This is a genomic window from Azotobacter chroococcum, assembly GCF_004339665.1.
GTDB lineage: Bacteria > Pseudomonadota > Gammaproteobacteria > Pseudomonadales > Pseudomonadaceae > Azotobacter > Azotobacter chroococcum.
In genome coordinates, this window is record NZ_SMMU01000054.1 from 1 (window position 1) to 19260 (window position 19260).

A 19260-nucleotide genomic window follows, 5' to 3' on the forward strand; every position below is an offset into this window, starting at 1 on the left:
CCGCCTGGCCGAACTGGTAGATGTCGGCGGTGTCGATGAAGTTGCCGCCGGCCTCCACGTAGCCGTCGAACACCCGCCGCGCCTCGTCGCGCTCGGTGCCGTAGCCCCAGCCCGTGCCGAAGTTGCCGGTGCCCAGCGCCAGCTCGGAAACGCGCAGGCCGGTGTTCCGGCCGAAGGTCATGTAACGCATGCAAGGCTCCTTTTGCCTGCCGGCGTGCGTTGGCGCGCCTGGTCTTTTAAATTACGATCATCATGTTTACGTTAGATTACGATCGAACTTTATAATGTCAACCGGTGTTGGTTCGCAGCGCGGTTGGAAGAACATGAGAGTCAGCAGAGAACAGGCGGCGGAAAACCGCCGGCGGGTGGTGGAGACGGCATCCCGGCTGTTTCGCGAACGCGGCTTCGACGGCATCGGGGTCGCCGATCTGATGAAGGGCGCCGGGCTCACCCACGGCGGCTTCTATGGCCAGTTCGCCTCCAAGGAGGAGCTGATGGCGCAGGCCTGCAGCCAGGCCCTGGAGGAGTCCCTGGGCCGCTGGCAGGCGAGGATCGCGGAGGCGGGCGAGGAGGGCCTGTCCGCCGTGGCCGCGGCCTATCTGTCCGCTGCCCACCGCGACCACCCCGGTCTCGGCTGCGCGCTGGCCGCGCTGGGCGCGGAGGCCCCGCGGCACGCTCCGGGCGTGCGCCATGCGCTGACCGAGGGCCTGCGCCCGCTGCTCGACCTGCTGGGCAGCCTGCTGCCGGGGCGCTCGAAGGCCGTTCGGCGGCGCAAGGCGCTGGCGACCTTTTCCGCCATGGTCGGCGCCCAGGTGCTGGCCCGCGCCGTCGACGATCCGGCCCTCTCGGAGGAGATCCTGCAGGCGGTTCTGGCCTCTATCGAAGGCGCAGGCAGGGGCGGCGAGCCGGCGCAGGCCGGCTGAGCGGACGGCGGGAGCACGAATGGCCCGGCGAACTCGCCGGGCGCTCACTACGCTGAAGATGGCATCGCCCGAGGGAGAGTTCCCATGCGCCCGGCCATCATCGAGAAAACCCCCGCCGACCTGCGCCAGACCCCCAACTGGCCGGACACCGCCGCGGCCCGCGCGGCCTTCTCCTGGCAGGTCGAGGCGACCGGCCTCTCCGGCCTGCCCGGCGGCGGGCTGAACCTGGCCTTCGAGGCGGTCGACCGGCATGCCGCCGGACCGCGCCGCAGCCATGTCGCCCTGCGCCTGCTCGAACGGGGCGAGCGCCGCCGCGAGGTCAGCTACGGCGAGCTGGGCCGGCTGACCAGCCGCTTCGCCAACCTGTTGACCACGCTGGGCGTGAAGCCCGGCGCGCGGCTGTTCGTGCTGTGCAACCGCGGCCTGGAGCTGTACCTCGGCGTGCTCGGCGGGCTCAAGTGCGGCTGCGTGGTCGCGCCGCTGTTCGCCGCCTTCGGCCCCGAGCCCCTGGAAACCCGCCTGCGCCTCGGCGAGGGCGAGGTGCTGCTGACCAGCACGGCGCTGTACCGGCGCAAGGTGGCGGCGCTCCGCGAGCGGCTGCCGCGGCTCAGGCACGTGCTGCTCTACGACGAGGACAACGGCGCGGTGCAGGTGGCGGGCACCCACGATCTGCACCGCCTGCTGGGCGAGGCCGCCGACGAGTTCGAGGTCGCCCCGACCCGCGCCGACAGCCCCTCGCTGCTGCACTTCACCAGCGGCACCACCGGCACCCCGAAGGGCGCGCTGCACGTGCACGGCGCGGCGCTGACTCACTACGTCACCGGCAAGTACGCCCTCGACCTGCATCCGGGCGACGTGTTCTGGTGCACCGCCGACCCCGGCTGGGTCACCGGCACCTCCTACGGCATCCTCGCTCCGCTGCTGCTCGGCGTCACCAGCGTGGTCGACTGCGCCGAGTTCGACGCCGAGCGCTGGTACGCCATCCTCGAGCGCGAGCGGATCAGCGTCTGGTACACCGCACCGACCGCCATCCGCCTGTTGATGAAGGCCGGCGCCGAGCTGGCGCGCAGGCACCGCCATCCGAACCTGCGCTTCGTCGCCAGCGTCGGCGAGCCGCTCAACCCCGAGGCGGTGTGGTGGGGCCAGGAGGTGCTCGGCCTGCCGATCCACGACAACTGGTGGCAGACCGAGACCGGCGGGATCATGCTGGCCAACACCGCGGCCATGCCGATCAAGCCCGGCTCGATGGGCAAGCCGCTGCCGGGCATCGAGGCGGCCATCGTCCAGCGCCGCGAGGACGGCGCGCTGGACTTCCTCGGCGATGAGGTCATCGGCGAGCTGGCGCTGAAGCAGCCCTGGCCCGGCATATTCCGCGCCTACCTCGGCCAGGACGAACGCTACCGGCGCTGCTTCGCCGGCGACTGGTACCTGAGCGGCGACCTGGCCCGCCGCGACGCCGACGGCTACTACTGGTTCGTCGGCCGCAGCGACGACGTGATCAAGTCCGCCGGCCATCTGATCGGCCCCTTCGAGGTGGAGAGCGCGCTGCTCGAACACCCGGCGGTGGCCGAGGCGGCGGTGATCGGCAAGCCCGACCCGATCCTCGGCGAGACGGTGAAGGCCTTCGTCTCGCTCAAGGGCGGCTTCGCGGCCGGCGCGGCGCTGCACGATGAGCTGCTCGGCCACGCGCGCAAGCGCCTCGGCGCGGCGGTGGCGCCCAAGGAGCTGGACATCCTGGCGAGTCTGCCGCGCACCCGCAGCGGAAAGCTGATGCGCCGCCTGCTCAAGGCCCGCGAGCTGGGCCTGCCCGAGGGCGACACCTCGACCCTGGAGAACCCGACATGATCGCGCCCGTCCCCTACCCGCAGGACTTCGCCCTCGGCCTTCTGCACGACATGCTGCGCATTCGCCGCCTGGAGGAGCGCGCCGCCGAGCTGTACGGCGAGGGCAAGATCCGCGGCTTCCTGCACCTGTATATCGGCGAGGAGGCGGTGGCGGTCGGCGCGCTGCATGCCCTGGCGGCGGACGACGCGGTGGTCGCCACCTACCGCGAGCACGGCCACGCGCTGCTGCAGGGCGTGCCGATGAACGCGATCATGGCCGAGATGTACGGCCGGCAGGCGGGCTGCTCGCACGGGCGCGGCGGCTCCATGCACCTGTTCGACGCCAGGACGCGCTTCTTCGGCGGCAACGCCATCGTCGCCGGCGGCCTGCCGCTGGCGGTCGGCCTGGCGCTGGCCGAGCGCATGCTGGGCGGCAATCGGCTGACCGCCTGCTTCTTCGGCGAGGGCGCGCTGGCCGAGGGCGCCGCCGCCGAGTCGCTCAACCTCGCCGCGCTCTGGCAGCTGCCGGTGCTGTTCTGCTGCGAGAACAACCTCTACGCCATGGGCACCGCCCTGGCGCGTTCGCAGGCGCAGACCGACCTGTGCGCCAAGGTCCAGGCGTTCGGCGTGCCGGCCCGCTCGGTGGACGGCATGGACGTGGTCGCCGTGCACGAGGCGACCCGCGCGGCGGTGGAGCAGGTGCATGCCGGCCACTGCCCCTGTTTTCTCGAATTCCGCACCTACCGTTTCCGCGCCCACTCGATGTTCGACCCCGAGCTGTACCGCGACAAGGCCGAGGTGGAGGAGTGGAAGAAGCGCGGGCCGATCCACAGCTACAGCGCGCAGCTGAAGGCCCAGGGGCTGCTCGACGAGCCGGGCTTTCTCGCCCTGGAGGCCGAGGCGGCGGCCGAGGTGGAGGCGGCAGTGGCCTTCGCCGAGGCCGCCAGCCTGGAGCCGGTCGAGACGCTGATGAACGACGTCTATACCCCGGAGCGCTCGCCATGAGCCGCACCACCTACCGCGAGGCCCTGCGCCAGGGTCTGCGCGAGGCGCTCGCCCGCGATCCGCGGGTGTTCCTGATGGGCGAGGACGTCGGCCGCTACGGCGGCACCTATGCGGTGTCCAAGGGCTTGCTGGAGGAGTTCGGCGAGCAGCGCATCCGCGACACGCCGCTCTCCGAGCTGGCCTTCGTCGCCGCCGGCATCGGCGCGGCGCTGGGCGGTCTGCGGCCGATCGTCGAGGTGATGACGGTGAACTTCAGCCTGCTGGCGCTGGACCCGTTGATGAACACCGCCGCGACCCTGCGGCACATGTCCGGCGGGCAGTTCTCGGTGCCGCTGGTGGTGCGCATGGCCACCGGCGCCGGGCGCCAGCTGGCGGCGCAGCACTCGCACAGCCTGGAGGGCTGGTACGCGCACATCCCGGGGCTGAGGATCCTCGCCCCGGCGACCCTGGAGGATGCCCGCGGCATGCTCTGGCCGGCGCTGCAGGACCCCGACCCGATGCTGCTCTTCGAGCACGGCGCGCTGTACAACCTCGAGGGCGAGCTGGACGAGCGCGAAGTGGTGGACATCCACTCGGCACGGGTGCGCCGGGCGGGCACCGACCTGACCCTGATCGCCTATGGCGGCACCCTCGGCAAGGCACTGAGCGCCGCCGAACAGCTGGCTGGCGAGGGCATCTCCGCCGAGGTGCTCGACCTGCGCGTGTTGCGCCCGCTGGACGACGCCACCATCCTCGCCTCGGTGCGCAGGACCCGCCGCGCGCTGGTGGTCGACGAGGGCTGGCGCAGCGGCAGCCTGTCCGCCGAGATCATCGCGCGGATCGTCGAGCAGGCGTTCTATGACCTCGACGCCCCGCCGGCGCGGGTGTGCAGCCTGGAGGTGCCGATCCCCTACGCGAAGCATCTGGAGGAGGCGGCGCTGCCGCAGGTGCCGGGCATCGTCGCGGCGGCGAAGGGACTGCTGGGATGATCGAATTGATGATCGTGCCCACGCTCCGGCGTGGGCACGCCGCAGGGGACGCTCCGGCGTCCCGAGGGCGCAGGAGCGCCCGGGCCCGGCCTCCCACGCAGGAGCGTGGGAGTCATCTCCCAGGGGAGGACCGATGATCGAATTCAAGCTGCCCTCCCTCGGCGCCGACATGGACGAGGGCACCCTGCTGGAGTGGCGGATCGCGCCGGGCGAGGCGGTCCGGCGCGGCCAGGTGGTCGCGGTGGTCGACACCGCCAAGGCGGCGGTGGACGTGGAGTGCTGGCAGGACGGCACGGTCCTCGACCTGCTGATCCAGCCGGGCGACAAGGTGCCGGTGGGCACGCCCATCGCCGCGTTGCTGGAGGCCGGGGAAACCTCGGAAACCGTGCAGCGCCCCGCACGCGTCGCGAAACCGGCCCAGCCGGCACCTGCGCCAGGTACGACCACGTCCGCCGCGCCACCCGCCAGCCGCGCGCGGATCTCCCCCGCCGCGCGCAAGCGCGCCGCCGAACTGGGTGTGGATGCCGGCACCCTGAGCGGCACGGGCCCGCAGGGCGCGGTGAGCCTGGCCGACGTCGAGGCCGCGGCGAAATCGGCCGCGCCCCTCGACCGCCAGGCCGCCATGCGCCAGGCCATCGCCGCGGCGATGAGCCGTTCCAAGCGTGAGATTCCCCATTACTACCTGGGCGAAACCATCCCCCTCGGCGCCGCCATGGCCTGGCTTTCGGCGCACAACGCCGGGCTGCCGCCCGAGCAGCGCCTCTTGCCCGGGGTGCTGCTGCTCAAGGCCGTCGCCCTGGCCCTGCGCGACTATCCGCAGCTCAACGGCTACTGGCAGGACGGCGCCTTCCGGGCGGCGCCCGGCATCCACCTCGGCGTGGCGGTGGCCTTGCGCCAGGGCGGGCTGATCGCCCCGGCGCTGCACGATGTGGCCGACAAGCCGCTGGAGCAGCTGATGGCCGAACTGGGCGATCTGGTGCAGCGCGCGCGCAGCTACTCGCTGCGCAGCTCGGAGCTGTCCGACGCCAGCCTGACCGTCACCCAGCTTGGCGACCAGGGCGTGGACAGCGTGTTCGGCGTGATCTACCCGCCGCAGGTGGCGCTGGTCGGCGTCGGCCGCATCGCCGAGCGGCCCTGGGTGGAGGAGGGCAGGCTGTGCGTGATGCCCAGTGCCCAGTTCAGCCTGGCCGCCGACCACCGCGCCAGCGACGGCCACTACGGCGCGCGTTTTCTCGGCGAGGTGCGCCGCCTGCTGCAGACCCCGGACCGCCTGTGAGGAACCCGAAGATGGACGATGCACAGATCCGCCGCGAAGTGCTCGAAGCCCTGCAGGGCATCGCCCCGGAAGTCGAAGCCGAGACCCTGCGCGGCGACCGCCCGCTGCGCGACGAGGTCGACCTCGACTCGATGGACTGGCTGCGCTTTCTCGCCGCCCTGCACCAGCGCCTCGGGGTGAACATCCCGGAGGCCGACTACCAGCAGCTGACCAGCCTGGATGCGCTGCTGGCCTATGTGGGGCGGCGGTTGGCGGCCGGATGACCGGTCCCTGCCGCGCCGCAGTTGCTGACCTATAGTCAGGCGACTGCTTCCCGCAGGAGACTGACCATGAACCTCTCGCAATTTCGTCAGCGCGGCCCCTTCGAATGGGAGCTGCCGGCCAGTGGGCGGATGCGCGTGCCGGGGGTGATCTTCGCCTCGCAGGCACTCGTCGAGGCGATGGACGACAAGGTCGGCGAGCAGGTCGCCAATGTCGCCAGCCTGCCGGGCATCGTCGAGGCCTCCTACGCCATGCCCGATGCGCACTGGGGCTACGGCTTCCCGATCGGCGGGGTGGCGGCCTTCGATGCCGAGGAGGGCGGCGTGGTGTCGGCCGGCGGGGTCGGCTTCGACATTTCCTGCGGGGTGCGCAGCCTGCACACCGGACTCAAGCTGGCCGACGTGGAGGCGGCGAAGCCGCATCTGGCCGACGTGCTCTACCGGCGCATCCCGGCCGGACTCGGCAGCACCGGCGCGCTGCGCCTGAGGCCTCAGGAGATGAACGCCATGCTGCGCGGCGGCGCGAAGTGGGCGGTCGAGGAAGGCTTCGGCAGCGAGGCCGATCTGGCGCGCATCGAGGAGTCCGGCTGCATGGCCGGCGCCGATCCTTCCGCCGTCTCGGAGCAGGCGAAGAAGCGCCAGCGCGACGAGATGGGCACCCTCGGCTCGGGCAATCACTACCTGGAGGTGCAGGTGGTCGACGCGCTGTTCGATGCCGAGGCGGCCCGGGCCTACGGCCTGGCCGAGGGCGACGTGCTGGTGACCATCCATTGCGGCTCGCGGGGCATGGGCCACCAGATCGGCACCGACTACCTGCGTGCCATGGTGATTGCCGCCGCGCAGGCGGGCATCGCCCTGCCGGACCGCGAGCTGGCCTGCGCGCCGCTCAAGTCCGAGCTGGGCCAGCGCTATCTCGGCGCCATGCGCGCGGCGATCAACTGCGCGCTGGCCAACCGGCAGATTCTCACCCAGCTGGCGCGCGAGGCCTTTGCCGAGCTGTTCCCCGGCATCGCCATGCCGCTGCTCTACGACGTGTCGCACAACACCTGCAAGGAGGAGCGGCATGTCCTCGGCGGGCGGAGCCGGCGGCTGTTCGTCCACCGCAAGGGGGCGACCCGCGCCTTCGCCGCCGGGCACGCCGAGCTGCCAGCGGAGTACCGCCAGGTCGGCCAGCCGGTGCTGATCGGCGGCAGCATGGGCACTTCGTCCTGGGTGCTGGCCGGCGCGGGCGGCGACGAGGAGCGCGCCTTCGCCTCGGCCTGCCACGGCGCCGGGCGGGCGATGAGCCGCCACGAGGCGCTGCGCCGCTGGCAGGGCCGCGCGGTGGTGGACGAACTGGCGGGGCGCGGCATCCTGATCCGCAGTCCCAGCCTGCGCGGCGTGGCCGAGGAGGCGCCGCTGGCCTACAAGGACGTCGGCGCGGTGGTCGAGGCGGCCGAGCAGGCAGGGCTGGCGCGGCGGGTGGCGCGGCTCAGGCCGCTGGTGTGCATCAAGGGCTGAGCCGTGCCCGGCATGCCGGGCACCGGAAACAAAAAGCCCGGGGCGCGTGCCCCGGGCTGGACGACGAGCCTGTCGCCGGGCCGGTTCAGGCTTCGGCGTCGGTGCCCTTGTGGGCCAGCAGGCGGTACAGGTACAGGCCGACCACCGCCAGCACCACCACCTTGGACAGCGGGTCGATGTAGTCGGCGACCACATGGTATTGCCCGTGCAGCAGATAACCTGCGCTGGTCAGCGCCGCGATCCACACCAGCGAGCCGAGCGTCGAGTAGAACAGGAAGGCGCGCATCGGCATGGCGACCATGCCGGCGGGCGTCGAGATCAGGGTGCGGATCGCCGGGATCAGCCGGCCGAACAGCGTGGCCTTCCAGCCGTGGCGCTCGAACCAGGCCGAGGCGCTATCCACTTCCTGCGGGGAAATGGTCATCCAGCGGCCGAAGCGCCCGGCCAGCCGCTTCAGCCGTTCGCTGCCGAAGAAATAGCCGGCGTAGTACCAGGGCAATGCGCCGAACACCGAGCCTGCCGTTCCCGCCAGCAGCACGCCGGACGCGCTCAGGTCGCCCTTGGCAGCGGCGAAGCCGGCCAGCGGCATGATCAGTTCGGAGGGGATGGGTGGAAAGAGGTTTTCCAGGACCATCAGGAGGAATACGCCGAGGTAGCCCGTCTGGGCGATGAAGTCGACTATGCCGTCAAACATGGGGGATCTCTTGCGCCTGCGCGCCTGGGGTTGCTGAGCGGTGTTCTGAATTACCCCTTCATGATACAGGGGCGCGGACTGCCAGGCTAAACGCTCGCACGCGCTTTTGAGGGGTTGTCAGGGGGCGTCGGTCGGATGACGCCCAGGACTGACGCCGTGGTCGATGGCCAGGCGCAGCCATTGAGGCGGGCGAGAGGGTTTGTCCTGCACGCGCATGGTCCGCTGGCCGCAACGGTATTCGATGCCTGTTCAGGAGCCGACCAGCCAGGCGCCAACCGGAAGCTGGCGCTTCAGCGTCCGGCAGTCGCCCGGCGGCGGCTGCTGCCCCGGCGGACGGTCCGGGAACCAGATGCGGCACTTGCCCGCTGGGGGCCAGTGGCTGGTCGGAACCGACGGTGCGCTCCGGTCATGGGCCAGGCCGAGCGCGGCGTCCTGCATATCGGCCGGGGAGCGCTCCGGGCGGAACGGTCCGGGTGTGTTGGAGGGCATCGGCGCCTGGCTGGCAGTCGTGCATTGCGCCTGCTCCAGCCGTTCGCGCAGGGCGGCGACCTCGGCCTCGGCTTGCCGGCGCCGTTCGGTTTCCTCGTCGAGGCGCTGCTGCAGGGCCGCTTGCCCGCCGTCGCTGGCGCTCGGCGAGCGGTTCTGGCCGGCGGCCTGCCGGGCGGCAGCGATCAGCCAGACATTGCGCGCGCGCAGGGCGTCGTTGTCGCCGATCAGGGTGTTGGACTTGGCGGCCAGGGACCCGGCCTCCTGATAATGCCCCTGATGCAGGCGGGTCTGTCCCAGGTAGTGCCAGAGGATGGCATTGTTAGGCTCGATGCGCAGCCCCCGTTCCAGGGCGGACGCGGCCTGCTCGGGGCGCCCGGCGCTGAATTCCTCGATGGCGCTTTTCAGCAGGGCGATCACGGCCTGGTTTTCCTGCGCGGCGCCGGCGGGCAGGGCCGCGCCGAGGGTCCAGAGCAGCAGGGCCGGCCACAGGCCGGAAATCCTGAAGGGTGTCTTGAGCATGGCGGGGAGGGTCGTCTCGTTTGCGGCAGGTGTGGAAAGCGGGCGCGATCATAGCGCGCCCGCTTCGTGCCGGTGCTCGCGCTGCTGCCGTCGAGCACAATGAGATCCTCAGCGCTGCCTTCGTCCGCCTGCTGCGGTGGACCGATCCGGCGCCGCTGCCGTCGCTCGACGACGTGCTCTTCGAGCATCTGTTCGGAATGCTCGGCCTCGGGACGCTGCGAACGCTGGAGCAGCGGCAGCGGGTGAGTGCGATCGCGCCGAAGTGAAAATGTTGAGTCAAGACCTCAGAAATTGGACGCAAGTCCCGGTCTGTTCGGCTTTTTCTTGCAAATCAGTTAGTTGGCTATCTTCTGCGAAGCGCGTGGCTGGAGGCGCCGTCTTGCCGGCCCTTGGGAGCCCCCCTCCTTAAGCATGAGAGGGCGATTGTTTTATTGATTCATGTCAATGAAAGCGGTAGTTTACAAACCAAGGGAGACGAAACAACGGCGATAACAGCGCCACACCTCGTCTCGATGGAATCGACTGGTAACGACCGCTCGTCTCGCTCTGGGGAAACCGCCATGAAAAAATTCGGAATTCTGGCTCTGACCATCGGCATGCTCTGCGTCGGCACTGTCAATGCTGCCGAAATCGTCCGGGAAGTGACGAGCGAGACCTCCGGCCAGGCTGCGGGCGGCATGAACGGCATGATGGCCGGCGCTGTCGGCGGTCCGATCGGTGCGGTGATCGGTGCAGGCTTTGGTGCACTGTTCGGCGGTTCCGGTCAGGAGGCCCTGGGTGCCAGCGAGCGTATCTACCTGGTGCGCACCGACAGCGGCGAACTGAAGGAGTACCGCTCGCCGAACTACGTCTTCGCCGAAGGCGAAAAGGTCGTGATCCACGGCAACCGCCCGCGTCCGTATGGCTGGACCCCTGAAACCGCCGAATCCTTCGCCTACAACGGTCGCTGATCCGCCGACAGATCGAAAAAAAGAGCCCCCGCCGTACCGGCGGGGGCTCTTTTTTTGTGCCTGCGATTCAGCGGCGGGGGATTGGAGAGGCGCATGACCGGCGCGAAGCCGGAGCGGGCGCCGATAGGAAAAGTCGGGCCACAGGACGTGAGCAGTTGAAGAGGAAAACTGCGCGAACGCCTGGTGCTACCGAAGGTACAGCGCGGAGGCGATGACACGAGACTGTTCAGAACGGCGAGGCGAGAAGCGTTCAGCGTAGTAAGATGGGCACCGTGTTCCCCGCGTGTGCGGGGATGAACCGTGAGAGTATCCGTGACGTCCTGCACCCTTCTGATGCGAGTCATCAAAGCACATGCCCACTGGCGTTGGCGCGCCTGACCTCCTTGTTCTCCGGCTCGCCGGACCGTATTCGCTGCTTCTCTGTTTTCTACCGACCAGCCTTATCGTCAGATGGCCCAGCGAAAGAAATAGCGGGTGCATAAGCGGGTATGAAATCAGATGGCTTTAATTAAAAAGCAGTAATATCAAGGGGTTATGCCTAACATGCTGCTGATGATCGACAACTACGATTCCTTCACCTACAACGTCGTCCACTATCTCGGCGAGCTGGGGGCGGAGGTCAAGGTGATCCGCAACGACGAGCTGAGCATCGCCGAGATCGAGGCCCTGCGCCCGGAGCGCCTGGTGATCTCGCCCGGCCCCTGCACGCCCAGCGAGGCGGGGGTGTCGCTCGAGGCGATCCGCCATTTCGCCGGCAAGCTGCCGATCCTCGGTGTCTGCCTCGGCCACCAGAGCATCGGCCAGGCCTTCGGCGGCAACGTGGTGCGCGCGCGGGTGGCCATGCACGGCAAGACCAGCCCGGTGTTCCACCGGGACCAGGGGGTGTTCGCCGGCCTCAGCAATCCGCTCACCGTGACCCGCTACCATTCGCTGGTGGTCAAGCGCGAAACTCTGCCGGAGTGCCTGGAGATCACCGCCTGGACGCAGTTCGAGGACGGCGCCATGGACGAGATCATGGGCCTGCGCCACAAGACCCTGAACATCGAGGGCGTGCAGTTCCATCCCGAGTCTATTCTCACCGAGCAGGGGCACGAGCTGTTCGCCAACTTCCTGAAGCACAATGGAGGCGTGCGCTGATGGACATCAAGCAAGCCCTGGCGCGGGTGGCCGAGCGTCTTGACCTGAGCACGGCGGAGATGCAGGAGGTGATGCGCCAGATCATGACCGGCCAGTGCAGCGACGCGCAGATCGGCGCCTTCCTGATGGGCATGCGCATGAAGAGCGAGAGCATCGACGAGATCGTCGGCGCCGCGCGGGTCATGCGCGAGCTGGCCGCGCCGGTGCGGATCGACGCTGCGCACCTGGTCGACACCTGTGGCACCGGCGGCGACGGCATGAACATCTTCAACGTCTCCAGCGCCGCGGCCTTCGTCGTCGCCGCGGCCGGCGGCCGGGTGGCCAAGCACGGCAACCGCGCGGTCTCCGGCAAGAGCGGCAGCGCCGACCTGCTGGAGGCCGCTGGGGTCTACCTGGACCTGACCCCCGAGCAGGTGGCGCGTTGCGTCGAGTCGGTCGGCGTCGGCTTCATGTTCGCTCCCGCCCACCACGGCGCGATGAAGCATGCCATCGGTCCGCGCCGTGAACTCGGCCTGCGCACGCTGTTCAACATGTTGGGGCCGATGACCAATCCGGCCGGGGTGAAGCATCAGGTGCTCGGCGTGTTCAGCCAGGCGCTGTGCCGGCCGCTGGCGGAGGTGATGGCCCGTCTGGGCAGCCTGCATGTGCTGGTGGTGCATGCCCAGGACGGTCTGGACGAGATCAGCCTGGCCGCACCGACCTACATTGCCGAGCTGCGCAACGGCCAGATCGACGAGTACCTCGTCCAGCCGGAGGATTTCGGCATCAGGAGCCAGAGCCTGATCGGCCTCGATGTGGAGGGGCCGCAGGAGTCGCTGGCGCTGATTCGCGATGCCCTCGGTCGGCGCAAGACCGAGAACGGCCAGAAGGCCGCCGAGATGATCGTGCTCAACGCCGGCGCCGCGCTCTATGCCGCCGACCAGGCCGGCAGCCTGAAGGAGGGCGTGGCATTGGCCCACGACGCTCTGCACACCGGGCTGGCGCGCGACAAGCTGGAGGAACTGGTATCCATCACCGCCGTCTTTCGTCAGGAGAATCAAGCGTGAGCCTGCCCACCGTTCTGGAAAAGATCATCGCGCGCAAGGTCGAGGAAGTCGCCGAGCGCAGCGCCCGTGTCCCGTTGGCCGAGGTCGAGGCGCTGGCCCGTTCCGCCAGTGCTCCGCGCGGCTTCGCCGCGGCCCTGCAGGCGCAGGTCGGGCGCAAGCAGCCGGCGGTGATCGCCGAGGTCAAGAAGGCCTCGCCGAGCAAGGGCGTGCTGCGCGAGCACTTCGTCCCCGCGGAGATCGCCAAAAGCTACGAGGAGGGCGGGGCGACCTGCCTGTCGGTGCTGACCGACGTGGACTTCTTCCAGGGCAGCGACGCCTATCTGCAGGAGGCCCGTGCAGCCTGCGGCCTGCCGGTGATCCGCAAGGATTTTCTCATCGATCCCTATCAGGTGGTCGAGGCCCGTGCGCTGGGTGCCGATTGCGTGCTGCTGATCGTCGCCGCACTGGGTGATGAGCAGATGCTGGAGCTGGCCGCCACCGCGAAGGAGGTCGGTCTCGACGTGCTGGTGGAGGTGCATGACGGCGCCGAGCTGGAGCGGGCGCTGCAACTGGAAACGCCGCTGATCGGCATCAACAACCGCAACCTGCACACCTTCGAGGTGAGCCTGGAAACCACCCTCGACCTGCTGCCGAAGGTGCCGCGGGACCGTCTGGTGGTCACCGAGAGCGGCATTCTCAACCGCGCCGATGTCGAGCTGATGGAGGTCAGTGGGGTGTACGCCTTCCTCGTCGGCGAGGCGTTCATGCGTGCCGAGAAGCCGGGGGCCGAGCTGCGCCGGCTGTTCTTCCCGAGCTAAGAGCCTTGCGGCCCGGCGTGTTGCGCGCCGGGCTGGCGGAGGGGCCTCAGCGGGTACCGAAGACCACCATGGTCTTTCCCTTGACGTGAACCAGGCCTTGTTCCTCCAGGCTCTTCAGCACGCGGCCGACCATTTCCCGCGAGCAGCCGACGATGCGGCCGATTTCCTGACGGGTGATCTTGATCTGCATGCCGTCGGGATGGGTCATGGCGTCGGGCTGCTTGCACAGGTCGAGCAGGGTGCGCGCCACGCGGCCGGTGACGTCGAGGAAGGCCAGGTCGCCGACCTTGCGGGTGGTGTTGCGCAGGCGGTCGGCCATCTGCCGGCCGAGGGCATAGAGGATTTCCGGGTCCTGCTGGGCCAGTTCGCGGAACTTGGCATAGCTGATCTCCGCCACTTCGCACTCGGTCTTGGCGCGGACCCAGGCGCTGCGCTCCTTCTCGCTGCCCTCCTTGTCAAACAGGCCCATTTCGCCGAAGAAGTCCCCGGCGTTCAGGTAGGCGATGATCATCTCGCGTCCGTCATCGTCCTCGATGAGGATGGTGACCGAGCCCTTGATGATGAAGAACAGGCTTTCGCACCGGTCGCCCGCATAGATGATCGTGCTCTTGGCGGTATAGCGGCGCCGATGGCAATGGGCGAGCAGTTTGTCGTGATTGTTGAGCTTGGGTGGAAGAAGGGTGAGAGCGACCACGCGGGAGTCCCCTTGGAATGAAGATTGGTCCTTGTCGTCTGGCGTTTTTCTACTTGTGGCTTAAGTGTGCCAGTAAACTGATGGCAGCTTAACAGACGCACGTGCCATGCCGGCTCCGATTTGTGATGGAGCGAACATCTCCCCTGATCTTTCCCGTCTTTCGGGCTGCGGCGGTGGGCAGGGGACGCTGTGCTAGAATCCGCGGCATTTTCAGCAAGGGAGTCTGGGATGAAAGCGCGCATTCAATGGGCCGGCGAGGCCATGTTCATCGGCGAGTCCGGCAGCGGCCATGCGGTCGTCATGGACGGTCCGCCGGAGAATGGCGGGCGCAACCTCGGCATCCGGCCGATGGAGATGCTGCTGCTGGGCCTGGGCGGCTGTTCCAGCTTCGATGTGGTGAGCATCCTGAAGAAGTCGCGGCAGGCGGTGGAGAACTGCGAGGCCTTCCTGGAGGCCGAGCGGGCCGGCGAGGATCCCAAGGTGTTCACCAGGATCCATCTGCATTTCGTGGTCAAGGGGCGGGGGCTGAAGGAAGCGCAGGTCAAGCGGGCCGTGGAGCTGTCGGCGGAGAAATACTGTTCCGCCTCCATCATGCTGGGCCGCGCCGGGGTGGAGATCAGCCACGACTACGAAATCGTCGAACTCGGCTGAATCCTCCCGGACATCGTGAGGGCTGCGCGGACGCTGGCGTCGCGGCGCGTGGCTCTGCATAATTCGCCCCCATTTTCAGGGGCATCGGGCCCTGGCAGCACAACCATAATCGCCAACGCGAAGAGGTGTTAACCGTCCTACGCAGATGCCGCCCGCGCATCTGACGGGCATGCCCAATCACGCGGCGGGGCCGCATCGACTGAGAGTTCCCAAACGGTGAAAAGCAAACTCAAGCTCCACGGGTTCAACAACCTGACCAAGACCTTGAGCTTCAACATCTACGACATCTGCTACGCGGAAACGCCGGAAGACCAGCAGGCCTACATCCGGTATATCGACGAAGAGTACGATGCCCAGCGGCTGACGCAGATTCTCACCGATGTTGTCGACATCATCGGCGCCAATGTGCTGAACATCGCCCGCCAGGACTATGACCCCCAGGGGGCCAGCGTGACCATCCTGATCTCCGAGCAGCCGGTCGAGCCGACCGAAAGCCAGATCGAGGAGTCGCCGGGGCCGCTGCCGGAAACCATTCTGGCGCATCTGGACAAGAGTCACATCACCGTGCACACCTATCCGGAAATCCATCCGGTCGATGGCCTGGCCACCTTCCGGGTGGATATCGATGTGTCCACCTGCGGGGTGATCTCGCCGCTGAAGGCGCTCAATTATCTGATCCACCAGTTCGACTCGGACATCGTCACCGTGGACTATCGGGTGCGCGGCTTCACCCGCGACGTGGAGGGCCGCAAGCACTTCATCGATCACGAGATCAACTCGATCCAGAAGTATCTCTCCGCGGATACCCGTGCGGCCTACCAGATGACCGACGTGAACGTGTATCAGGAGAACATGTTCCACACCAAGATGCTGCTCAAGGACTTCGACCTGGACAACTATCTGTTCGGCGATGCTACCCGCAACCTGTCTGGCGAGCAGCGCAAGCAGGTGGAGGAGCGTCTGCGCCACGAAATGCTGGAAATCTTCTATGCGCGCAACATGCCGCATTGAGACGCCGGCGGGCCTCAGGCCGCGGATCTAGAGAGCACGAAGGGCGCCATAGGCGCCCTTTGTCTTGCTCGATACCCTGTGCCATCAGATCCGGTAGGTGGTCTTGGTCATCACCTTGGACAGCAGGGACATGCCGAACTTGACCGGCGCCGGGAAGCGCAGGCCGCCGGCCTCGAGGGCGGTCGCGGCATGCTGCCGCTCATCGATGCGCATCTGCTCGAGGATGGCGCGGGATTTCCGGTCTTCCTCCGGCAACTGGCCCAGGTGGTCGTCCAGGTGCTTGCAGACCTGGTCCTCGGTTGCCGCGACGAAGCCCAGGCTGATCCGGTCGCTGATCAGACCAGCCGCTGCGCCGATGCCGAAGGACAGGCCGTAGAACAAGGGGTTGAGCAGGCTGGGTCGGCTGTCCAGCTCGCGGATGCGCTGTTCGCACCAGGCCAGGTGGTCGACTTCCTCGTTGGCGGCCTGCTCCATGGCGCTGCGTACCTGTGGCAGTTGGGCGGTCAGCGACTGGCCCTGGTAGAGCGCCTGGGCGCAGACCTCGCCGGTGTGATTGACGCGCATGAGGCCGGCGACATGCCGGGCCTGGCCGGCATCGAGCTGGGTTTCCGGTTCGCTCTGAGCTGGAGACGGGCGATAGGGCTTGCCGCTGAAGGGCAGCAGGGTGCGCAGGGCTGCATCGGCCTGCAGCAGCAGGCGGTCGGCGGCCGAATAGTGGCGTTCGTTGGCCATGGAACCTCCGGAGAATTCATGCCGGGCAGTTTGACCCGGGCAGGGTGGCGCTTGGGGAGGGCGCCGCGGCTGCAGCGCTGGGCGGATCAGCCTGGTGGCCAGTGCATCTGGCGCTGGCCGAGCACATGCATGTGGATGTGGTAGACGGTTTGTCCGCCTTGCTCGTTGCAGTTCATCACCACGCGGAAACCTTCCTCGCAGCCCTGCTCCCTGGCCAGGCGCTGGGCGGTGAAGAGCATGTGTCCGGCCAGCAGCCGGTCTTCTTCGCTCAGGTCGTTGAGGGTGGCAATGTGCCGCTTCGGAATGACCAGGAAATGCACCGGCGCCTGCGGGCCGATGTCGTGGAAGGCGACGACCTGGTCGTCTTCGTAGAGCTTGCGCGCAGGGATCTCCCCGGCGGCGATCTTGCAAAATAGACAGTCCACGGACAGTCTCCCTGCCTGTTGTGAGGTCCTCCGAGTTTAACGGGGGCGCTCCACAGCAGCCAGAGGCTGATGTGGAACCAAGGGTGGAGCAAGCGTATCGGACGAGGATTGAACCGTGTGTATTCAGAAGGGGCGCACCACGACCAGGATCACGATGGCCAGCAGGAAGAGCACGGGAATCTCGTTGAACCAGCGGAAGAACACGTGACTGTGCGGGGTTTCGCCGCTGGCGAAGCGCTTGAGCTGGCGGCCGCAGACATGGTGGTAGCCGATCAGCAGAAGGACCGCCGTGAGCTTCGCGTGCATCCAGCCCTGACTGAAGTAGTAGCCCGGGTTCAGTGCGATGAGCCCTGCGCCGAGCAGCAGGGTGGCGATCAGCGAGGGATTCATGATGCCCCGGTAGAGCTTGCGCTCCATGACGCAGAAGCGCTCGCGGCTGCTCTGGTCCTCGCTCATGGCGTGGTAGACGAACAGGCGCGGCAGGTAGAAGAGTCCGGCGAACCAGCAGACGACGGCGATGATATGCAGGGCTTTCAGCCAGAGGTAGAGCATGGGGCACTCCCGGTAGCGGTAAAGCCGAAATACTAGTGGCAGGCGGTGGCGCACGTCATCCGGGCGGTTGGCCGGCTGCCGGCCGGGGCTTTATCATCGGCACCCTTTCAGTGGCTTGAGGCGAGGGCGGGTTTATGGTCAAGGTCGGTATCGTTGGCGGCACGGGCTACACCGGGGTCGAACTGCTGCGTCTGCTGGCGCAGCATCCCCAGGCGGAGGTGGCGGTGATCACCTCGCGTTCGGAGTCGGGGGTGAAGGTCGCCGATATGTACCCGAATCTGCGCGGCCATTATGACGAGCTGGCCTTCAGTGTGCCGGACAGCACCATTCTGGGCAGCTGTGATGTGGTGTTCTTCGCCACGCCGCATGGCGTCGCCCATGCCCTGGCTGGCGAGTTGCTGGCTGCCGGCACCCGGGTGATCGACCTGTCCGCCGACTTCCGGCTGCAGGATGCCGAGGAGTGGGCTCGCTGGTACGGTCAGCCGCACGGTGCCCCGGAGCTGCTGCCGGAAGCGGTTTACGGCCTGCCCGAGGTGAATCGCGAGCAGATCCGCATGGCACGCCTGATCGCCGTCCCCGGCTGTTATCCGACGGCGACCCAGCTGGGCTTCCTGCCGTTGCTGGAGGCCGGTCTGGCCGACAACGCACGGCTGATTGCCGACTGCAAATCCGGGGTCAGCGGCGCAGGCCGCGGGGCCAAGGTCGGTTCGCTGTTCTGCGAGGCCGGCGAAAGCATGATGGCCTACTCGGTGAAGGGCCACCGTCACCTGCCGGAAATCAGCCAGGGCCTGCGTCGCGCGGCCGGGGGCGAGGTCGGGCTAACCTTCGTGCCGCACCTGACGCCGATGATCCGTGGCATTCATGCCACCCTGTATGCGACCGTCGTCGACCGTTCCATGGATCTCCAGGCGCTCTACGAGAAGCGCTATGCCAACGAGCCTTTCGTCGATGTCATGCCGGCCGGCAGCCATCCGGAAACCCGCAGCGTACGGGGAGCCAACGTTTGCCGCATCGCCGTGCACCGGCCGCAGGGCGGCGATCTGGTGGTGGTACTGTCGGTGATCGACAATCTCGTCAAGGGAGCTTCCGGACAGGCGGTGCAGAACATGAACATCCTCTTCGGTCTGGATGAGCGGCTTGGCCTGGCCCATGCCGCCTTGCTGCCCTAATCACGAAGAGGATGGCCCTGCCCGGCCGCCAGTAAGGCCCGCTAATGGGGCGGATTGGCAGGCAGTCTGTTGACCGGGTTTTTCGCGCAGGTGGATAATCCGGTTTACTGTTAGTTAGGGCGCATGGCGCCGGGGAGTCACCAGCATGACCGTTGAAACCTTCACCCCGACTCCGTTGCTCTTTACGCAGGGGGCCGCAAACAAGGTGAAGACCCTGATCAGCGAGGAAGGCAATCCGCGGCTGAAGCTCCGTGTATTCGTCACGGGCGGGGGATGCTCGGGATTCCAGTACGGATTCACCTTCGATGAGGAGGTCGCCGAGGACGACACCATCGTCGAGCGTGAGGGGGTCAGCCTGGTCGTCGATCCGATGAGCTTTCAGTATCTGGCCGGGGCCGAGGTCGATTATCAGGAGGGGCTGGAGGGTTCACGCTTCGTGATCAAGAATCCCAATGCCGCGACCACCTGTGGCTGTGGCCAGTCCTTTTCGGTCTGAGGCTGCATCTAGTTAGTCGAAACGCCACCTTCGAGGTGGCGTTTTTATTGGTTCTTCGCGGAATCCTGGGAAAGCGAGGATTGACAGTCAGGGAAGCAGGTAAATTGGCAGTCGCCAAACTCACCAACCGCTGCCCCCTGCTG

The 19260-nt window shown here is 67.7% G+C and carries 23 protein-coding genes; 16 read left to right on the forward strand and 7 right to left on the reverse strand.

Annotation, left to right across the window (positions count from 1 at the left end; translation table 11 throughout):
- The coding region (locus EV691_RS21510) for an aldo/keto reductase (protein WP_207901113.1) at positions 1-190 on the reverse strand (190 nt) is incomplete at its 3' end.
- 133 nt (positions 191-323) lie between these two features.
- On the opposite strand from EV691_RS21510, the gene EV691_RS21515 reads away from it, so the two are divergent.
- From EV691_RS21515 to EV691_RS21545, 7 genes are all read left to right on the forward strand, one after another.
- Positions 324-923, forward strand: a complete 600-nt coding sequence (locus EV691_RS21515; RefSeq protein ID WP_131301030.1) for a TetR/AcrR family transcriptional regulator — start codon at positions 324-326, stop codon at positions 921-923.
- 84 nt (positions 924-1007) lie between these two features.
- The gene (gene acsA / locus EV691_RS21520) at positions 1008-2768 is read left to right on the forward strand and encodes an acetate--CoA ligase (protein ID WP_131301032.1); all 1761 of its coding nucleotides are present in this window, start codon (positions 1008-1010) and stop codon (positions 2766-2768) included.
- Positions 2765-3751 (forward strand): pyruvate dehydrogenase (acetyl-transferring) E1 component subunit alpha, encoded by a 987-nt coding sequence (gene pdhA, locus EV691_RS21525; protein WP_131301034.1) that lies wholly within the window; start codon positions 2765-2767, stop codon positions 3749-3751. The genes acsA and pdhA overlap by 4 nt, the downstream gene beginning before the upstream one ends.
- Entirely contained in the window at positions 3748-4719 is a 972-nt protein-coding gene (locus tag EV691_RS21530; protein WP_131301036.1) for an alpha-ketoacid dehydrogenase subunit beta, read from the forward strand. Before pdhA ends, EV691_RS21530 begins: the two co-directional genes overlap by 4 nt.
- Before the next feature lie 133 nt (positions 4720-4852).
- Positions 4853-5995, forward strand: coding sequence for a dihydrolipoamide acetyltransferase family protein (locus tag EV691_RS21535; protein WP_131301038.1), 1143 nt, complete (start codon positions 4853-4855; stop codon positions 5993-5995).
- A gap of 11 nt (positions 5996-6006) precedes the next feature.
- Complete coding sequence (locus tag EV691_RS21540; protein WP_131301040.1) at positions 6007-6258, forward strand: acyl carrier protein; 252 nt, start codon at positions 6007-6009, stop codon at positions 6256-6258.
- A 66-nt stretch (positions 6259-6324) separates the two neighbouring features.
- Positions 6325-7755: an RtcB family protein gene (locus EV691_RS21545; RefSeq protein ID WP_131301042.1), complete on the forward strand. Its 1431-nt coding sequence runs from the start codon at positions 6325-6327 to the stop codon at positions 7753-7755.
- 85 nt (positions 7756-7840) lie between these two features.
- Here the strand turns inward: EV691_RS21545 and EV691_RS21550 are convergent, their stop codons facing one another.
- Complete coding sequence (locus EV691_RS21550; protein WP_131301044.1) at positions 7841-8449, reverse strand: DedA family protein; 609 nt, start codon at positions 8447-8449, stop codon at positions 7841-7843.
- A gap of 249 nt (positions 8450-8698) precedes the next feature.
- Positions 8699-9457 carry a tetratricopeptide repeat protein gene (locus EV691_RS21555; protein WP_131301046.1) on the reverse strand — a complete coding sequence of 253 codons (759 nt, stop codon included), beginning with the start codon at positions 9455-9457 and terminating at the stop codon, positions 8699-8701.
- 20 nt (positions 9458-9477) lie between these two features.
- Here EV691_RS21555 and EV691_RS21560 point away from each other — a divergent pair, with 20 nt between their 5' ends.
- The 5 genes from EV691_RS21560 to trpC all read left to right on the forward strand — a co-directional run bounded on the left by EV691_RS21560 (position 9478) and on the right by trpC (position 13387).
- Positions 9478-9723: a hypothetical protein gene (locus EV691_RS21560; protein ID WP_131301048.1), complete on the forward strand. Its 246-nt coding sequence runs from the start codon at positions 9478-9480 to the stop codon at positions 9721-9723.
- 294 nt (positions 9724-10017) lie between these two features.
- A complete protein-coding gene (locus EV691_RS21565; protein ID WP_131301050.1) occupies positions 10018-10407 on the forward strand; it encodes a hypothetical protein in 390 nt (129 codons plus the stop codon).
- A gap of 543 nt (positions 10408-10950) precedes the next feature.
- Entirely contained in the window at positions 10951-11544 is a 594-nt protein-coding gene (locus EV691_RS21570) for an aminodeoxychorismate/anthranilate synthase component II (protein ID WP_131301052.1), read from the forward strand.
- Positions 11544-12590: an anthranilate phosphoribosyltransferase gene (trpD, locus tag EV691_RS21575; protein WP_131301054.1), complete on the forward strand. Its 1047-nt coding sequence runs from the start codon at positions 11544-11546 to the stop codon at positions 12588-12590. Before EV691_RS21570 ends, trpD begins: the two co-directional genes overlap by 1 nt.
- Entirely contained in the window at positions 12587-13387 is an 801-nt protein-coding gene (gene trpC / locus EV691_RS21580) for an indole-3-glycerol phosphate synthase TrpC (protein WP_131301056.1), read from the forward strand. The genes trpD and trpC overlap by 4 nt, the downstream gene beginning before the upstream one ends.
- Before the next feature lie 46 nt (positions 13388-13433).
- Here trpC and crp read toward each other — a convergent pair whose 3' ends face one another.
- Complete coding sequence (gene crp / locus EV691_RS21585; RefSeq protein WP_039801637.1) at positions 13434-14081, reverse strand: cAMP-activated global transcriptional regulator CRP; 648 nt, start codon at positions 14079-14081, stop codon at positions 13434-13436.
- 228 nt (positions 14082-14309) lie between these two features.
- Here crp and EV691_RS21590 point away from each other — a divergent pair, with 228 nt between their 5' ends.
- Positions 14310-14732: an OsmC family protein gene (locus EV691_RS21590; RefSeq protein WP_039801639.1), complete on the forward strand. Its 423-nt coding sequence runs from the start codon at positions 14310-14312 to the stop codon at positions 14730-14732.
- Between the two features lie 216 nt (positions 14733-14948).
- Positions 14949-15743, forward strand: coding sequence for an adenosylmethionine decarboxylase (gene speD, locus EV691_RS21595; protein ID WP_039801640.1), 795 nt, complete (start codon positions 14949-14951; stop codon positions 15741-15743).
- A gap of 84 nt (positions 15744-15827) precedes the next feature.
- Here the strand turns inward: speD and coq7 are convergent, their stop codons facing one another.
- From coq7 to hemJ, 3 genes are all read right to left on the reverse strand, one after another.
- The gene (gene coq7 / locus EV691_RS21600) at positions 15828-16475 is read right to left on the reverse strand and encodes a 2-polyprenyl-3-methyl-6-methoxy-1,4-benzoquinone monooxygenase (protein WP_131301058.1); all 648 of its coding nucleotides are present in this window, start codon (positions 16473-16475) and stop codon (positions 15828-15830) included.
- Positions 16476-16561: 86 nt separating this feature from the next.
- Entirely contained in the window at positions 16562-16900 is a 339-nt protein-coding gene (locus EV691_RS21605) for a histidine triad nucleotide-binding protein (RefSeq protein WP_089167054.1), read from the reverse strand.
- Between the two features lie 123 nt (positions 16901-17023).
- Complete coding sequence (gene hemJ / locus EV691_RS21610; RefSeq protein WP_131301060.1) at positions 17024-17452, reverse strand: protoporphyrinogen oxidase HemJ; 429 nt, start codon at positions 17450-17452, stop codon at positions 17024-17026.
- A 134-nt stretch (positions 17453-17586) separates the two neighbouring features.
- Between hemJ and argC the strand changes: the two genes are divergently transcribed.
- Positions 17587-18621: an N-acetyl-gamma-glutamyl-phosphate reductase gene (gene argC, locus EV691_RS21615; protein ID WP_131301062.1), complete on the forward strand. Its 1035-nt coding sequence runs from the start codon at positions 17587-17589 to the stop codon at positions 18619-18621.
- A gap of 145 nt (positions 18622-18766) precedes the next feature.
- The gene (erpA, locus tag EV691_RS21620; RefSeq protein ID WP_039801648.1) at positions 18767-19117 is read left to right on the forward strand and encodes an iron-sulfur cluster insertion protein ErpA; all 351 of its coding nucleotides are present in this window, start codon (positions 18767-18769) and stop codon (positions 19115-19117) included.
- Positions 19118-19260: the final 143 nt, after the last annotated feature.

Bases quoted from the DNA above. Each gene is read 5' to 3' on its own strand.
- EV691_RS21515 (WP_131301030.1), top strand. From the start codon at position 324: ATGAGAGTCAGCAGAGAACAGGCGGCGGAAAACCGCCGGCGGGTGGTG.
- acsA (WP_131301032.1), top strand. From the start codon at position 1,008: ATGCGCCCGGCCATCATCGAGAAAACCCCCGCCGACCTGCGCCAGACC.
- pdhA (WP_131301034.1), top strand. From the start codon at position 2,765: ATGATCGCGCCCGTCCCCTACCCGCAGGACTTCGCCCTCGGCCTTCTG.
- EV691_RS21530 (WP_131301036.1), top strand. From the start codon at position 3,748: ATGAGCCGCACCACCTACCGCGAGGCCCTGCGCCAGGGTCTGCGCGAG.
- EV691_RS21535 (WP_131301038.1), top strand. From the start codon at position 4,853: ATGATCGAATTCAAGCTGCCCTCCCTCGGCGCCGACATGGACGAGGGC.
- EV691_RS21540 (WP_131301040.1), top strand. From the start codon at position 6,007: ATGGACGATGCACAGATCCGCCGCGAAGTGCTCGAAGCCCTGCAGGGC.
- EV691_RS21545 (WP_131301042.1), top strand. From the start codon at position 6,325: ATGAACCTCTCGCAATTTCGTCAGCGCGGCCCCTTCGAATGGGAGCTG.
- EV691_RS21550 (WP_131301044.1), bottom strand. From the start codon at position 8,449: ATGTTTGACGGCATAGTCGACTTCATCGCCCAGACGGGCTACCTCGGC.
- EV691_RS21555 (WP_131301046.1), bottom strand. From the start codon at position 9,457: ATGCTCAAGACACCCTTCAGGATTTCCGGCCTGTGGCCGGCCCTGCTG.
- EV691_RS21565 (WP_131301050.1), top strand. From the start codon at position 10,018: ATGAAAAAATTCGGAATTCTGGCTCTGACCATCGGCATGCTCTGCGTC.
- EV691_RS21570 (WP_131301052.1), top strand. From the start codon at position 10,951: ATGCTGCTGATGATCGACAACTACGATTCCTTCACCTACAACGTCGTC.
- trpD (WP_131301054.1), top strand. From the start codon at position 11,544: ATGGACATCAAGCAAGCCCTGGCGCGGGTGGCCGAGCGTCTTGACCTG.
- EV691_RS21590 (WP_039801639.1), top strand. From the start codon at position 14,310: ATGAAAGCGCGCATTCAATGGGCCGGCGAGGCCATGTTCATCGGCGAG.
- coq7 (WP_131301058.1), bottom strand. From the start codon at position 16,475: ATGGCCAACGAACGCCACTATTCGGCCGCCGACCGCCTGCTGCTGCAG.
- hemJ (WP_131301060.1), bottom strand. From the start codon at position 17,452: ATGCTCTACCTCTGGCTGAAAGCCCTGCATATCATCGCCGTCGTCTGC.
- argC (WP_131301062.1), top strand. From the start codon at position 17,587: ATGGTCAAGGTCGGTATCGTTGGCGGCACGGGCTACACCGGGGTCGAA.
- erpA (WP_039801648.1), top strand. From the start codon at position 18,767: ATGACCGTTGAAACCTTCACCCCGACTCCGTTGCTCTTTACGCAGGGG.